15 protein-coding genes are annotated in these 15,235 nt (G+C 58.1%); 8 read left to right on the plus strand and 7 right to left on the minus strand.

All coding sequences use genetic code 11. The features are described 5' to 3' along the window. Positions 1–120 precede the first annotated feature (120 nt). Positions 121–663: an outer membrane beta-barrel protein gene (locus tag EDC23_RS02825; RefSeq protein WP_134080910.1), complete on the plus strand. Its 543-nt coding sequence runs from the start codon at positions 121–123 to the stop codon at positions 661–663. 152 nt (positions 664–815) lie between these two features. Here the strand turns inward: EDC23_RS02825 and EDC23_RS02830 are convergent, their stop codons facing one another. Together EDC23_RS02830 and EDC23_RS02835 are read right to left on the minus strand one after the other, a co-directional pair. Beyond that, positions 816–1,451, minus strand: coding sequence for a carbonic anhydrase (locus tag EDC23_RS02830; RefSeq protein ID WP_134080912.1), 636 nt, complete (start codon positions 1,449–1,451; stop codon positions 816–818). A 107-nt stretch (positions 1,452–1,558) separates the two neighbouring features. Beyond that, a complete protein-coding gene (locus EDC23_RS02835; protein ID WP_134080914.1) occupies positions 1,559–2,581 on the minus strand; it encodes a YeeE/YedE family protein in 1,023 nt (340 codons plus the stop codon). Positions 2,582–2,809: 228 nt separating this feature from the next. Here EDC23_RS02835 and EDC23_RS02840 point away from each other — a divergent pair, with 228 nt between their 5' ends. The 4 genes from EDC23_RS02840 to EDC23_RS02855 all read left to right on the plus strand — a co-directional run bounded on the left by EDC23_RS02840 (position 2,810) and on the right by EDC23_RS02855 (position 7,288). Further along, complete coding sequence (locus EDC23_RS02840) at positions 2,810–4,297, plus strand: FAD-linked oxidase C-terminal domain-containing protein (protein WP_134080916.1); 1,488 nt, start codon at positions 2,810–2,812, stop codon at positions 4,295–4,297. A gap of 4 nt (positions 4,298–4,301) precedes the next feature. Beyond that, on the plus strand, positions 4,302–5,357 hold the full coding sequence (gene glcE / locus EDC23_RS02845; RefSeq protein WP_134080918.1) for a glycolate oxidase subunit GlcE: 1,056 nt from the start codon (positions 4,302–4,304) through the stop codon (positions 5,355–5,357). A 143-nt stretch (positions 5,358–5,500) separates the two neighbouring features. Then, positions 5,501–6,715, plus strand: coding sequence for a glycolate oxidase subunit GlcF (gene glcF / locus EDC23_RS02850; protein WP_134080920.1), 1,215 nt, complete (start codon positions 5,501–5,503; stop codon positions 6,713–6,715). A 150-nt stretch (positions 6,716–6,865) separates the two neighbouring features. Further along, complete coding sequence (locus EDC23_RS02855; protein WP_134080922.1) at positions 6,866–7,288, plus strand: VOC family protein; 423 nt, start codon at positions 6,866–6,868, stop codon at positions 7,286–7,288. A 255-nt stretch (positions 7,289–7,543) separates the two neighbouring features. Here the strand turns inward: EDC23_RS02855 and EDC23_RS02860 are convergent, their stop codons facing one another. Further along, positions 7,544–8,446, minus strand: coding sequence for a cation diffusion facilitator family transporter (locus EDC23_RS02860; RefSeq protein ID WP_134080924.1), 903 nt, complete (start codon positions 8,444–8,446; stop codon positions 7,544–7,546). Between the two features lie 128 nt (positions 8,447–8,574). Next, positions 8,575–10,296, minus strand: coding sequence for a C4-dicarboxylic acid transporter DauA (gene dauA, locus EDC23_RS02865; protein ID WP_134080926.1), 1,722 nt, complete (start codon positions 10,294–10,296; stop codon positions 8,575–8,577). Positions 10,297–10,443: 147 nt separating this feature from the next. On the opposite strand from dauA, the gene EDC23_RS02870 reads away from it, so the two are divergent. Continuing rightward, on the plus strand, positions 10,444–11,400 hold the full coding sequence (locus tag EDC23_RS02870) for an MBL fold metallo-hydrolase (protein WP_134080928.1): 957 nt from the start codon (positions 10,444–10,446) through the stop codon (positions 11,398–11,400). On the opposite strand, the gene EDC23_RS02875 is transcribed toward EDC23_RS02870, so the two are convergent. Beyond that, positions 11,397–11,819 (minus strand): hypothetical protein, encoded by a 423-nt coding sequence (locus tag EDC23_RS02875; RefSeq protein ID WP_134080930.1) that lies wholly within the window; start codon positions 11,817–11,819, stop codon positions 11,397–11,399. The two genes, EDC23_RS02870 and EDC23_RS02875, sit on opposite strands and share 4 nt — an antisense overlap. A gap of 234 nt (positions 11,820–12,053) precedes the next feature. Here EDC23_RS02875 and EDC23_RS02880 point away from each other — a divergent pair, with 234 nt between their 5' ends. Both EDC23_RS02880 and EDC23_RS02885 read left to right on the plus strand, forming a co-directional pair. After that, positions 12,054–12,491 carry a hypothetical protein gene (locus EDC23_RS02880; protein WP_134080932.1) on the plus strand — a complete coding sequence of 146 codons (438 nt, stop codon included), beginning with the start codon at positions 12,054–12,056 and terminating at the stop codon, positions 12,489–12,491. A 659-nt stretch (positions 12,492–13,150) separates the two neighbouring features. Beyond that, positions 13,151–13,933, plus strand: coding sequence for a tetratricopeptide repeat protein (locus EDC23_RS02885; RefSeq protein WP_134080934.1), 783 nt, complete (start codon positions 13,151–13,153; stop codon positions 13,931–13,933). On the opposite strand, the gene EDC23_RS02890 is transcribed toward EDC23_RS02885, so the two are convergent. Beyond that, positions 13,920–14,588 (minus strand): rhodanese-like domain-containing protein, encoded by a 669-nt coding sequence (locus EDC23_RS02890; protein WP_134080936.1) that lies wholly within the window; start codon positions 14,586–14,588, stop codon positions 13,920–13,922. The genes EDC23_RS02885 and EDC23_RS02890 overlap by 14 nt on opposite strands. Positions 14,589–14,609: 21 nt before the next feature. Beyond that, on the minus strand, positions 14,610–15,155 hold the full coding sequence (locus tag EDC23_RS02895) for a hypothetical protein (RefSeq protein WP_134080938.1): 546 nt from the start codon (positions 15,153–15,155) through the stop codon (positions 14,610–14,612). Positions 15,156–15,235 lie beyond the last annotated feature (80 nt).

Here is a 15,235-nt window from a genome sequence, read left to right on the forward strand (position 1 = left end):
AGATTAGGATCAGGTCTTGCCTTTTGCCTTTCAAGAATAAAACACAAAACCTGACCCAAGGAGCGGGAAAGGTGGTCTTTTCCCGTGTCGAGAAAGTTAACAAAACAGGAGAAGCAGGAGATGAGTAAAACATGGTTATTGTTTGCAGTCGCTGCTATGTTGTGGGGTTCGGCGTTTGCTGCTGAAAACGAATCTGGCATTATTACCCCGAATCTGGACAAGGGTACCAAGGTTCTTGAAGGTGCGGGATACATCGATGTTATGGGAGATAAATTACATATTCAGTTCGCCTACGGTCAGTTCGTCGCCGATGGAATCGAAGTTGCCGTGGTTGCTGGGTTACGCGACGACGAACGCTACATGAGCACCGAACTGGGAGCCCGTGCCGAGTACAACCTCATCCTTGATTCGGCTCTTGTGCCATTTCTGAGCGCCGGTGTTGTCTGGGCCGATGTCGAAGCCGACGATAGCAATCTCGACACCGATGCTGCCGTATTTTCGGTCGGTGGTGGCATGAAGTACTTCATCCGTGACGACGTCGCTCTTGCCGTGAACGGCAGCTATCTTGTTGCTACGGATGATATCTTCGTCGATAGTGATGACGGAGAATTGCAGGATGACGAATTCCGTATCCTCTTCGGCGTTCGCTCCTACTTCGACTAATCGATATTCCACACTGAAGGACTAACGGGGTCAGGTCTTGCTTTTGACTTTCAGGAAGCGATAGACAAGCCCAGTTCCCTCAAATGGACTGAATTATAAATTATTTTCTCCGCGCCCTCCGCGTTATTTCCACTGACCCGGAGAAATGCGCGTTATTCACACTCCGCCGGCACGCCGTCGAAGAAGTCGACTTTGCCGGTTTCCAAGCAATATTCCGCACCGACGACCAGCAGGCCGTTGTTGGCGATCAGGTCTTCAAGGATGGCCGAGCCGTGGCGCAGGTGATCGCAGGAGGCGCGGACGTTGGCGCGCACCGCCTTGTCGACCAGTTCCTGGCGGCTGAGATCGGGGCTCAGATCGAGCAGGTTCTGGACCGCCGGGCTGACGCGGCTGACGATGGAGTGCAGGTTGGGGGACTGGTTTTCGGTCGGGCGTCGCAGCTCTTCCAGCGTGGCGGTGATGGCGCCGCAGTTGGAATGGCCCAGGACGACTACCAGCTTGGTGCCGAAGCGATCGGCGGCGAACTCCACGCTGCCGACCTGGGAGGGGGCGACGATGTTGCCGGCGACCCGGATCACGAACAGATCGCCCAGGCCCTGGTCGAAGACCAGCTCGGCCGGGGCGCGCGAGTCGGAGCAGCCCAGGATGATGGCGATCGGCTCCTGCTGGCTGGTGGCCAGGTTGGCCCGCTGGGTATAACTCAACAGGGAATCAATGCTGCGCACATTGGTGCTGAAGCGTTCGTTACCTTCGCGCAGTTTTTTCAGCGCATCACAACCGGAGAACATCGGCGATCCTGACCTATCGATTTTTATCTATGGAAAGTGCGCCAATGATAGCCGATTCGGGCGGGGGAAAACATCACCCCGCGCCCGGTTTTTGCCTGCGACAGGGGTTAGTCCCAGCCTTTTTTGCTGGCGATCATCACCCCGAGGAACATGCCCACCACGGCCAGCAGGGATTCCAGCGACAGGGTGGAGAAGCCGGTCAGCCCCTGGCCGACGTTGCAGCCGTAGGCGACCGTGGCGCCGATCCCCATCAGGGCCGCGCCCAGAATCGAGCTGCCCAGTTTGCCGCCGGGAACAGGCGCAAAGCGGAACTGGCCGCGGATGATCGAATAGACAAAGCCGATGGCGGCCAGGCCGATGACAAAGGAGACGGCGTAGGAGAGCCGCGGCGTGTCGCCGGCGATGACCAGCATGCCGATGCGGGACATGGGGCCGGAGGCGGTGATCCCTGACGGTGCCCTGGGGTTGAAGTCATCGAAGGCCAGGACCCCGGTCACATACCAGCTGGCCACCGTGATCAGGCCAATAATGGCGCCGGCAATCAGCAGGGAGACCTGTCCGCCCCGCTTCCAGCGCAGGGCGATGTAGGCGGCCAGGGCCCCGCCGATGACCAGCAGCACCAGCCAGCCGGGCAGGCCCAGAACGCTGGCGATGCCGGCGTCACCGGAGGCCAGATCAATCGCGGTCAGGCCGGTGAGCCACAGCCGCACCGACTCCAGCAGGCCGAACTGGGTGATGGTGGCGAAAATGATGAACACCGCCAGCACCAGGAGGGCGCGCAGATCGCCGCCGGCGGCGTTGACAAAGACCCGCGCGGCATCCTGTCCGCCGAGGCTGGCGCCGATCCCGAACAGCAGGCCCCCGAGCAGCACGCCCAGCCAGTCGAACTGGGCATTGCGATAACCGGCGCTGGCCACGTCGACTGTCCCGGTGGTTTCCAGCCAATACGTGCCGACGATCGCCACCAGCATTGCCACAGCCACGGCCAGCAGCTGGCGGTGATCGGTTTCGCGAAACGCCTTGCGTACCGCCTGCATCATGTCCAGATCAAAGTGTCTGGCGACAAGACCGTAGATCACACCCGCCAGCAGGCCGCCGACAATCAGGTAGTTGGTGATATCCTCGAACATCGTATTCCCCGGAATTAATTGGAATGCTGGGCTCGCATGTTACCCAATTCCTCCCTATGACACCATCTTTTGCAGGGCAATGGGATGGCGAAAACCGGCCCGATGATTGTCTGTTATCAGACAGTTCGGCGGTTTCACCGGGGCGGGAAGAGGGTTAGAATAATATTCCACAACGCCCTATAACCTGAGGATACAAGGGATACCCCCTTGTCTGACTGAGTGCCGTTTATGAGTACCACGGCCAAGCAATCGACGGCCTCCACCACGCGCGAGATACTAATCCGTCGTTTCAAGGCGCTGCTTCCGGCCGAGCAGGTGTTATCCAGCGCCGAGGATTTGCATCCCTACGAGTGTGACGGCCTGTCGGCGTACCGCAAGCTACCGCTCGCCGTGGTATTGCCCGATACTATCGAGCAGGTTCAGAAGATCGTCGAACTCTGTGCTGAACTGGATGTACCCGTGGTGGCGCGTGGTGCCGGTACCGGGCTCTCCGGCGGTGCCCTGCCACATGATCAGGGGGTGTTACTGAGCCTGGCGCGCTTTAACCGGATCCTGCAGGTCGATCCGCAGCAGCGCGTGGCCCGCGTGCAACCGGGTGTGCGTAATCTGGCGATTTCCGAGGCGGCCGCACCGTTCGGACTCTATTACGCGCCAGACCCGTCCTCGCAAATCGCCTGCAGCATCGGCGGGAACGTGGCCGAGAATGCCGGCGGCGTGCACTGTCTCAAGTACGGTTTAACCGTGCACAACATTCAACAACTCAAGGTCGTCACCATCGATGGCGAGCTGTTAACTATCGGTGGCAGCGGCCTGGATGCGGCCGGCTATGATCTGCTTGCGCTCATGACCGGATCCGAGGGCATGCTCGGGGTGATCGTGGAAGTTACCGTGAAACTGCTGCCCAAACCGGAGCGGGCGCAGGTGATACTGGCGGCCTTTGATGATGTGGTCAATGCGGGTCAGGCCGTGGGTAATATCATCTCCGCCGGAATTATTCCCGCGGGTCTGGAAATGATGGACAAGCTGGCCATTCAGGCCGCGGAAGATTTTGTACATGCCGGTTATCCGGTCGGTGCCGCAGCGATTTTGCTGTGTGAACTCGACGGTACCAACGAAGAGGTCTCGGCGCATGTCTATCAGGTCCGCGAGATATTGAATCAAAGCGGCGCCACCGAAGTGCGTACCGCCGATAGCGAAGCCGAACGCATGAATTTCTGGAAAGGCCGCAAGGCGGCGTTTCCGGCCGTGGGGCGCATCTCGCCCGATTACTATTGCATGGACGGTACCATTCCCCGCAAGCACCTGCCCGAGGTGTTGCGCAAGATGGCGGACATGTCAAAAGAGTATGATCTGCCGGTGGCTAACGTGTTCCATGCTGGTGACGGTAACCTGCACCCATTGATTCTGTACGATGCCAACAAACCCGGCGAGCTGGAACGCACCGAGGAGTTCGGCGGCAAGATACTGGAGTTGTGCGTGGAAGTCGGTGGCACCATCACCGGTGAACACGGCGTGGGAATGGAGAAGATCAATCAGATGTGTGTGCAGTTCGATGCACTGGAACTGACCCAGTTTCACGCGATTAAAAACGCCCTCGATCCCAAAGGCCTGCTCAATCCCGGCAAGGCGGTACCCACCCTGCATCGTTGTGCCGAGTTCGGCGCCATGCATGTGCATCACGGTGAGCTGCCGTTTCCCGAGCTGGACCGTTTCTGAGCCCATGGCCGATATCAGCGAACAGTTACAGCAACAGGTGCGCTCGGCTGTCGATAGCCGCCGTCCCCTGAGCATTCACGCCCGCAAGACCAAGTCCTTCTATGGTCATCCCGTAGAGGGGACGCCGCTGGATGTCAGCGGCCACAACGGCATACTGCATTACGAACCGACCGAACTGGTCATCACCGCGCGCGCCGGTACCCCCCTGCCGGTAATCGAGCAGACCCTGGCCGAAGAGGGCCAGATGCTCGCTTTCGAGCCGCCCCACTTCGGCGAAGCGGCGACGCTGGGCGGCACTATCGCCTGCAATCTCTCCGGGCCGCGGCGCGCTTATGCCGGCGCAGCCCGGGATTTCGTGCTCGGCTGCAAGCTGATTAACGGCCAGGGCGAGATTCTTCAGTTCGGTGGCGAGGTAATGAAAAACGTGGCTGGCTATGATGTATCGCGGTTGATGGCCGGCGCGCTGGGCACGCTGGGTGTATTGCTCGAAGTATCACTCAAGGTCCTGCCCCGTGCCGAAAGCGAGCAGACCGTGGTACTGGAGACCAGCGACGCGGAGGCCATAGAGCGGATGAACGGCTGGGCGCGTAAGCCGCTGCCGATCACGGCGACCTGTTACGACGGCGCCAGTCTGTACGTGCGTCTGGCCGGTACGCAGAGCACCATCAGGGCGGCGCGCAAGGTGATCGGCGGCGAAGAGATGCCGCCGACCCGGACCTGGTGGAACAAACTCAAGGAACAGCAGCACGCCTTTTTCAGCAGCAGCAAACCGCTGTGGCGTCTCTCCCTGGCCTCGAATACCCCGCCGATCAAGCTCGACGGAAAATGGTTGTATGAATGGGGAGGCGCGCAGCGCTGGCTGGTCAGTGAGGAACCGGCGGAAAGGATTCGCCGGGCGGTTGAAAAGGTCGACGGCCATGCCACCCTTTATCGGGGCGCCGGGAATATTGAGGTGTTCCATCCACTGCCCGAGGCGATGATGAAAGTGCAGCGTAACCTGAAGCAGGCGTTCGACCCCGAAAGGATATTTAATCCGGGGCGGATGTATAAACAGATCTGAGTTGGCAGTCGCAGTTGGCAGTCGGAAATCGGTAAGAACGGCGTATTAAAGACATCAGTGAGCGATCTATTAAAGAGGCCTCGTAACTCGTCCCTCGTACCTCGTCCCTGTTCGGGGATGCAACAATCCAGGCAAAGGCAACCATGCAGACAAATCTGAGCCAACAGTTCCTGAATACCCCCGAGGGCCGGGAAGCCAATGACATCCTGCGCGCCTGCGTGCATTGCGGTTTCTGTACCGCCACCTGCCCGACCTATCAACTACTGGGGGATGAGCTGGACGGGCCGCGTGGACGGATTTATCTGATCAAGCAGGCGCTGGAAGGCAATGCCATTACCGGCAAGACCCAGCAGCACCTGGATCGTTGTCTGACCTGTCGGGCCTGCGAGACCACCTGTCCTTCCGGCGTGCGGTATGGCCGGCTGGTGGAGATCGGTCGTGAAGTGGTGGACAGGGAGGTCCGGCGAGGCAATCTCGAGACCCTGCAGCGCTGGTTGCTACGCAAGGTGGTGCCGTATCCCCGGCGCATGCAGCCCCTGATCAAGGCGGGGAACCTGTTCAAGCCTTTCATGCCTGCCAGTCTGGCCAATAAGGTACCGACGCTGCAGAACAAAATCAGCCGACCCGAACACTCGCAGCCGCGCAAAATGCTGGTTCTGGAAGGTTGTGTCCAGAGTGTCTCTACTCCCAATACCAATGCCGTCACAGCCCGGGTGCTGGATAAACTCGGTATCGAGTTGATCAGTGCCGAACGGGCCGGCTGTTGCGGCGCCGTCAGTCACCATCTTTCCGCGGCGGAAGAGGGGCTGGATTTCATGCGCAACAACATTGCCGCCTGGTGGCCCCATATTGAAGCCGGGGCCGAGGCGATTGTGATCACCGCCAGCGGTTGCGGGGCCATGGTCAAGGAGTACGGCGATCTGCTCAAGCACGATCCGGCGTGGGCCGCTCAGGCCGCGCGGGTCAGCGAGCTGAGCAAAGATATCAGCGAAGTATTGGCTAACGAGGATCTGTCACAGCTGGAGAATCAATCCGGCTACAATAAGATCGCCTTCCACAGCCCCTGCACCCTGCAGCACGGCCAGCAAATCAACGGGGTCGTGGAGTCGATTTTGCAGAAGGCCGGCTACACCCTGACGCATGTGCCCGATTCGCATCTGTGTTGCGGCTCGGCCGGGACCTACTCCATCCTGCAACCGACACTGTCCCAACAGCTGCTCGACAACAAGCTCACTGCCTTGCAGGGTGACGAGCCCGATGTGATCGTCACCGCCAATATCGGCTGCCAGATGCATCTGGCCAGCAAGGCCGGCAAACCGGTCAGGCACTGGATTGAATTGCTGGATGGGACGGTATGACGGTACCGTGCTTGGTTGCGGTATTTATTATTTCGCGAGGTTAATTGGCAAGTGTAATGCAACCGGTTTGGTGAAAGGGCGGGCCGGTTAAAGCCCAACGTTTCTGAGCAAGAACTTTGTTGTCTGTATCCTCATTTCTGGAGGAAGAAAATGCAACCACGAATCAGCATGATTATCCTGGGCGTACGTGACCTGGCGGTGCCCATCAAATTCTATGCAGAGGGTCTGGGTTTCCCGCGCATGGACTCGCCGCCGGAAGTGGCCTTCTTTACTCTCAATGGTACCTGGCTGGGACTGTATGGCCGGGAAGCGTTGGCGGAAGATGCCTGTATCTCGCCGCAAGGCAGTGGCTTTGAAACCTTCACCCTGGCGCACAACGTACACTCCGAAGCGGAAGTGGATGACGTTATCCGTCTTGCCGAACAGGCCGGGGCAACGATTACCAAACGGCCCGAGAAGGTCTTCTGGGGCGGCTATAGCGGCTACTTTCAGGATCCCGATGGCCACCTCTGGGAGGTGGCACATAACCCGTTGTTCTGGGTGGGGCCGGAAGACGATAAAGATGTCCGGTAACCAGGTCAGTTCAGAATAGAGTGTTTATAAAAACTTTACCACGAAGGAACGAAGAAAATAATTTATATACTTCGAGACCTCGCGTCTTCGTGGTGAAAATCAGACCCGAATAGATGTTTCTCGCAAAGACGCCAAGCCGCAGAGAGATAATTTATTTATCCTTGGCGTCTCTGCGAGATTATTATGGTTTAATTCTTCTTAAATACTTCGAGGCTTCGTGTCTTCGTGGTGAAATGTCTGATATAAGTCTGTTTGCTATAAACTACCCGGGCTGGCCTGTTTGCAGTCATCGTTGCCGGTTTCGCACTGCAGGGTAACGTGCTCGATACCGAAGCGGTGGTGCAGTTCCTCGCTGGCCTGCTGAACCAGCGAATCGTCTCCCGGGAATTGCGGGATGACCAGATGCGCGGTGAGGGCTGTTTCGGTGGTGCTCATGGGCCAGATGTGTAGATCATGGACTTCGGTGACACCGGGAAGCTGTTTTAAATAAACTTCAACTTCATGGGGATCGATTCCTTTGGGAACGGCATCGATGGCCAGGCCGGTGGAATCACGCAGCAGATCCAGTGTGCTGTAGAGAATGACCAGCGCGATAAGCAGACCGAGCAGCGGATCGACCCACAGCCAGCCGGTGAACAGGATGACGACACCGGCGATCACCACGCCCAGCGACACGCCCGCGTCGGCGGCCATGTGCAAAAAAGCGGCCTTGATATTGAGATCATGCTTCTGGCCGCGGATGAACAGCAGCGCGGTGATCGTATTAATCACCACGCCGATGGCGGCGACGACGATCACGGTCATGCCGTCGACCGGTTGCGGGTCGGTAAAACGGCCCAGCGCCTCCCAGGCAATCGCGCCCACCGCCACCAGTAATAACATGCCGCTCAACAGGGAGGCGAGAATCGTCAATCGCCGAAAGCCATAGGTGCGATACGGGGTGGGCTCCTTGCCGGCCAGATAAATCGCGCCCCAGGCCAGCAACAGGGTCAGTACATCCGAGAGATTATGTCCGGCATCGGTGATCAGTGCCAGAGAGTTACCCACTACCCCGTAGATGAACTCCACGGCCACAAAAACCAGGTTGAGACCAATGCCTATGGCAAATGCCCGATTGTAGCTGGTCGGGGCGTGGTGATGATGGTGCGTGTGGGCCATATGGAGAGTGTATCAGAATCGCATACGGGGGCGAGAGATGGCGCGGGCCTTGTATTCGTCCTCGATCGCTTCGCTCAATATTTCGAGCGGAGTCTGTGCGATGCTGCCGGACGCGGTGAGTGTTTGATTCAGTTTCGTGGTTCTGTGTGTCGTGACAATATGCGTTGGCGTATCGCCGCCAGTCCATTGTGGTATTCAAGCTTGTCAGGCTGCTCCTGAATACCGGCGCGGGTCAGCTTGTCCTGCATGCGCGGACGTAGATTGGCTACCAGCACGGTGATTTTTTGCTGCTGCAGGCTGGTGATCAGGGACTCCAGGGCGACAACGCCGGTCATATCGATCATCTGGACATCGTTCATATCCAGCACCACGATATCGATATTGCTGTTGACGTGATGTAGTGTGCTGATGGCTTTTTCCGCCGCACCGAAGAACAGGGCGCCGTTGATATCATAGACGGCGACATTATCCGGAATATCCTGCAGATGGGCATGTTCTTCGGGATTGATCAGCTCGGCGCCGGTGAGGCTGGCGATGCGCCGAATGAACAAAATGGCGGCCAGCACCAGTCCGGCCGCCACGGCAATCACCATGTCGAACAGCACGGTGAGGCTGAAACAGGCCAGCAGCACGACGATGTCGCAGCGAGGGGCGACGCGCAGTATATGAACAAAGTGGCGTGCCTCGCTCATGTTCCAGGCGACCACCAGTAGCAGTGCCGCCAGTGCGGCCATGGGCACATAACCGAGCAGGCCGGCCAGGCTGATGACAATTAATAAAATTACCAGCGCGTGAATGATGGCGGCGATCGGACTGCGGCCGCCGGCCCGGATGTTGGTGGCGGTGCGGGCGATCGCCGCGGTGGCCGGAATGCCGCCGAAAAAGGGTGCCACGATATTGCCCAGCCCCTGGCCGATGAGTTCGGTATCGGGTTTGTGGCGCGTGCCGGTCAGGCCATCGGCAACGACGGCACACAGCAGTGACTCGATGGCGCCGAGCATGGCCACGGTAAACGCGGAAGGCAGCAGATCCCGCACCAGTTGCCACGACAGGCCGATTGGCTGGCCGCCGGCATCGGGCAGGTTCCAGGGCAGCAGCGGCAGCGGCGGCGCCTGCGGGATGCCGTGTTGCTGCACGCCATCCAGCAAATAGGTGAACTGGGAATTGATGGTGGCGACACTGAATGACGGCCAGACGGATCCCAGCAGCCAGGCGACGAGGGAGCCAAGCAACAAGGCTACCAGATGACCGGGAACCCGGCTTTTCAGGCGCGACCAGACCAGCAGCACGGCCAGCGTGAGCAGGCCAACCAGCAGATCCGGCCAGTGGGCGGTGGGTAGCGCCTGCAGCAGCACCCCCATTTTCTCCAGAAAGTGCTGCGGCATTTCGCCGGTCGTCAGGCCGAAAAAGTCCTTGATTTGCAAACTGGCGATGACCACCGCGATCCCGGCGGTAAAGCCGATGGTGACGGGATAGGGAATGAACTGGATCAGCCGGCCCATTCTGGCCACGCCCATTATAATTAGAATAATGCCGGCCATGACGGTCGTTACCAGCAGCCCGCCCAGCCCGTATTCGTGGGTAATGGGCAGCAGAATGACCACGAAGGCGGCGGTCGGTCCGGAGATGCTGAAGCGTGAACCGCCGGTGAGCGCAATGATCAGTCCCGCGACGATCGCAGTATACAGACCGTACTGGGGTGGCACCCCGCTGGCGATGGCCAGCGCCATGGCCAGCGGGACGGCAACGATGCCGACCGTGATGCCCGCCAGCAGATCCCTGCGCAGATCGGTCAGGCGATAATCGCGCAACGCGTTGATGAGGGCATTGTGGTTCAGGTAAGCGAACATTGAGCCAGACAGAGTCGATACATGCACGAATTATAAAAGATTGTGTAAGCATTGTCCTCAATCAGGGAAGAGCCTCTCACCGTCGGATCAATTTACGCCGACGACGACAGGTATTATTATGTCCCGTCATAGCGAGGAGGGAAGTCCATGTTCAGTAAAATGTATCGTTTGTTGACAGGCCCGTTCGGCTTTTTGCCCCTGTTGTTGTTATTACCGTTGACCGCTGTGCAGGCCGAGGAGCAAATCCCGGAACCGGCTGTCGAGAAAATCAATGACAGGGTGTACGCGCTGCTGGGGCCGATCGGTTTTCCTTCGAAAGAGAATCACGGTTATATGGTCAACAGTGCGGTGTTGATCGGCGATGAGGGGGTGGTTCTGATCGACACCGGCTTCAGTAATGAAATCGGCCGGCATCTGAAAAACACCATCGCCGGTATCACGGACAAGCCGGTGACCCATATCATCAATACCCACCATCATGGCGATCATATCCTGGGCAATAGCGCCTTTCCGGATGCCGAAATTATCAGTTCGAAGCAATGTCGGGAACTGGTTGAGAAAGAGGGGCATAACTGGATCGGGATACTGAATAACATGACCGGAAAGGAACACCCCGATACCCGGCCGGTCCCCGCGCAAACGGTTTATCCGCAGGAGTCCCGTACCGACGTGACCCTGCAGGGGATCCCCATGGAGTTGTGGGCGCCCGCCGGCTCGCACACACCGGGTGACATGATGGTTTACCTGCCGCAGGATAAATTGCTGATCAGCGGTGATATTCTGGTCAAGAAGATGATCCCCAGTTTTGTTGATGCCCATGTCGGCAGCTGGATTGATACCCTGGCGCAGATCGAAAAGCGGGAGATCGAAACGGTGATCCCCGGCCACGGACCCTTGATGACACTGGCCGAGGTGAAAGCCATGCACCAACGGATGGCGGACCTCTATGCCGGGATCGAGGCGGGATACAACCAGGGTCTGATGGACAGCGAGATTCGCAAGACACTGGATTTGTCACAATGGAAAAAGATGAAGGAGTTCGAGGGGCAGATGGGTATTAACATCAACCGGGCTTACCTGGAGATCGAGCGCGAGAGTTTTTAACCCTGGCGGATTGGTGTCGCAAACCGTGAGGACAACACGTGCTCAATCCACTGACGCGCCTCGCGCAGAGTACGGAAAGACTCGCTTTGAAACCCGTCACCGACCCAGGTCTGGGAAAATATCTGGTAGGAGATATCCACCCCGTTGAGCTGGCGGGGCGAGCCGACCAGGGCGACAAGCTGGCCGGGATTTTGGGCCGCCTCATCCTTGTCCTCCAGGGTAATGGTGTGCAGCTCGTCGGGTGAGACCTCCATGCGGTTGGCCCCGGTAAAATCCCAGATCTGGTAGCGGAGTTTCTTTTGGGGATCCTGGGTATAAATTTGCCGGTTGAGGGTGATGATTTCCCGGCCGCTGACCAGGCCGGTCATCGTCAGGAGCACCCCGTCAGTATGGTATTCCCAATGAATCGTTCCGGGCATCTTCCCTCCTGAACCGGGCTGCCCTCGGGACACGCGGTTTTGCCTAATATACAAGCATAATAGTCAGGAATTGGGGTTGCGGCAAGGTATCGCGGTTTGATGGACGTCAAGGCGCTGACCAGGCCGGATCGATACTCTTCCATGGGTTCTGTGCGGGCCCATTTTAGTAACAAGAAATGTAAGGAGTTTAGGATGCTACCTCGTATTAAAGGCGTTCTGTTAGGCGTGTTATTAGTGAGCATAGGTATCAATCCCGCGATGGCGGAATCGGCAGCAGGTCCGCTGGACGATGAACCGCGCCTGCGCCAGTTGTTGCAAGAGGAGATGCAGGCGCTGGAGGAGGCGTTGGCGACAATCAGCACGGCCCTGCCACGAGGGGAGTGGCACAGCGTGGCCAAGACAGCCGGCCAGGTTCATGACAGCTTTATTTTTCAACAAAAGCTGAGCGACGCCGATCGCAAGACCCTGCATCAGACCCTGCCGGAAGCTTTTATCCAGCGGGACAAGGCTTTTCATCAACAGGCCAAAAAGCTGCAGCACGCCGCCGAGTCGCAGGATGCCGAGCTGAGCCTGTTCTATTACTCGAAAATGGTGGAAAGCTGCGTTACTTGCCACAGGCAGTTTGCAACCCATCGATTCCCGTCCTTGCTAGAAGGCGGCTCGGATCATTAGGACCGTTGAGTAACACGCCGTTATGTGGTGGGTTGCAAAGGGACGAGGTACGAGTGACGAGGAAAAGGTGTAGGTCAGGTTGCGCGCAGCGCTACCTGACATTCTCCGCATCGGCAGGGGTGTCACGCAGCCTGACGCCAGCGTGACCTACGGGAATAGCCAGAGCATATACCAGGTATGAATTTGGAACCGAGGTGTAGGTCAAGTTGCGCGCAGCGCTACCTGACATTCTCCTGACCGCCAGTCGATAGCCGACCCACTCGTTAATAAGCGACTGATCCCGAACAGACTGACCCGCGGCAGTGCCCCGGTATGACCGCCGCGGAGGCTGCCTGCCTTTCGTTTGTGCTTCAGGTTATACGGTTCGCAACAGCGCTTGCTCAGGGCCGGACTGAACAAGCTCAATAGGGGGAGCAGGCCGGCAGCCACAGACACGGCCTCCCGCAGGGTATCGCTGTGTACCAGTGTACCGTATCCGCAGTCGAAAATCCGTGACCGCTATACCGGCAGTTTATCGGCTTGCTTGTGTATGACAACTAAACCGTCGGGGGATCGGAGGCCGGCTTATTGGCAGGAGGGACATTGAGGTTAAAGCCGCATGGCGGTTTGTCGCTATACTAGATAACAGAAGCGCGGGTTTGCGCGGGATAGTGTGCCACATGAATATGCCATATCAGCCGTTGTACTGGAGACGGGTTTGCGACCGGTGTGCCACGCTGTTGCTGGGCTTCGTGATTGGCTTGTCTGGTGTGCCATCGGCCGGGGCGTTGACCGGATCGATGACACTGGAGAGTGCCGAACTGTCACCCGGCGTCCCGGGACTCAATCAGGTTGTGAGCGCGCGTGAGTTTCGGGCCGGCCTTGTGGATTTTGACCAGGGTGAATTTGCCCTGGCGCGGCACCACTGGGCGCCGATGGCCCGGCTGGGTCATGCCGACTCACAGTTTTATATGGGCCTGCTGCACGACGTCGGCGTCGGTATCCGCCCCGATGCCGGACAGGCAATCCGCTGGTACCGGCTGGCCGCTGAGCAGGGTGTCGCCGAGGCCCAGCAGAAGCTGGCTCTGGGTTATGCGCGCGGCGAAGGTGTCGCACCCGACATGCAGCAGGCGGTCCGGTGGTGGTTGCGTGCCGCCCGTCAGGGCCATGCCAACGCCCAATACAATCTGGGAATGATTTTTGCCACAGGGCATGACGGTATCGCCCGTGACATTCACAAGGCGATGCATTGGTGGCGACAGGCCGCGCTGGCCGGTGATTCCATGGCGCAATACAGGCTCGGTGCCCTGTATGTGAACGGAAAAACCACTCAGCCGGATGTCTGTCTGGGCCTGCACTGGTGGCGCAAATCGCAGCGTAACGGTCTGCAACAGGCCCATGATGCACTGTCTGCCCTGCAGCACCGGTTCGAGGCACAGCATTGCCTGCTCACTGGACCGTAAGCAGCCCCAGTATCTGCCACATCTGCATACCGTCCCGGTAATAATGCAATTTTTCCGGCGGATAACCGTGCTCCAGCAGAGCCCGGATGGCACGTGGCGATTGTCCGCACCAGGGACCGTTACACCACAGGATTAACTCCTTGGCGTCGCTGAAGTCCCAGATTTTGCTCACTTTGCCCGAGGCGAGCATTTTTTCAACAAAACCGGGCTCTTTTTGGCGTTTTGTGACACCAAGTTTTTTAAACGTACTAATGAGTTCGGAATCACTGGCCGGCTTTTCAAAGACGGTAAAGGGGATGTTGATGGAACCGGGGATGGTTCCCTTCTGATGCCACGAGGGGAGCCGGGCATCGATGAGCAGGCCGCTGCCATCGCGTAACTGGTTTTCCATAAATTCGAAGATCTCCACTTCGCCGACCGTGGCGACCTCCGGGGCTACGTGGAGGGGTTGAATGCAAAACGGCGGGCAGGAGCGCGAGGTTTTCGCGAAACTGCCGGTCAGAGCGTGTCCCTGATCCTGGATTCGCTGGATGCGAATCGACTTTCCATCGTGTTGCACATCAATATAATCTTTGTCGGGGGTTAATCCGACATCCAGGGCGAAAACCGAGTGCGCAACTAAATAAGCGGCAACGATAAAAACAAATGACTTCATGCTCAATTCCCCTTTTATCAACTATTTGGACAAGGAAATAATCTGGTTACGAACAACCCCAATGGCGGGTGATTTCAGGTAGGTCTTGTAGACCAGCGATTTTGAGGTGGGATCCAGCTTTTTATAGAAAACATAACTGGCATAATAATTTTGTTTGAGCAGGGCCTCGAACTCGCCGCGCTCGAGGCCTGCGCGCAAAACATCGAGGGACTGGCTGTCGATATCCCAGGCAGACTCTGATGGGACCTCTGCCCCGGTGCCTTCCAGATCCCGGGTGACGATCTGACCGCTGTCGTCGACCCGGGTCGTGCCCGCCTCGCTGGTCAGCCCCTGCAGATAATTGTCGTGTCCGGAAAGCGGCCTGGTGGTGTCGCTCGCCGGGCTCTCGCGAGAATCGTCGGCCGGACCATCGGCTTCTTCCTGATCGACTTGCGTTGACGCCGCCTCGTTCTTGAGCTGATTGAGATAGCCCGAATCGGCCCCATGCAGTGGTGCGGACAGGCCGACCAGCCCCAGTAACAGACCGGCACGGGCAAGGTAGCCGGTCATCTCCCATGCAAATGCCATTAATTTTCCTCCTTCCGCAGGCCTCAAAACCTTGTACCCATACGGGAAATGATGGCTAAAGTATCGATATTGAGGAAAAA

The sequence above is a fragment of the Thiohalophilus thiocyanatoxydans genome (genome assembly GCF_004366735.1).
GTDB classification, from domain to species: Bacteria; Pseudomonadota; Gammaproteobacteria; order UBA6429; family Thiohalophilaceae; genus Thiohalophilus; species Thiohalophilus thiocyanatoxydans.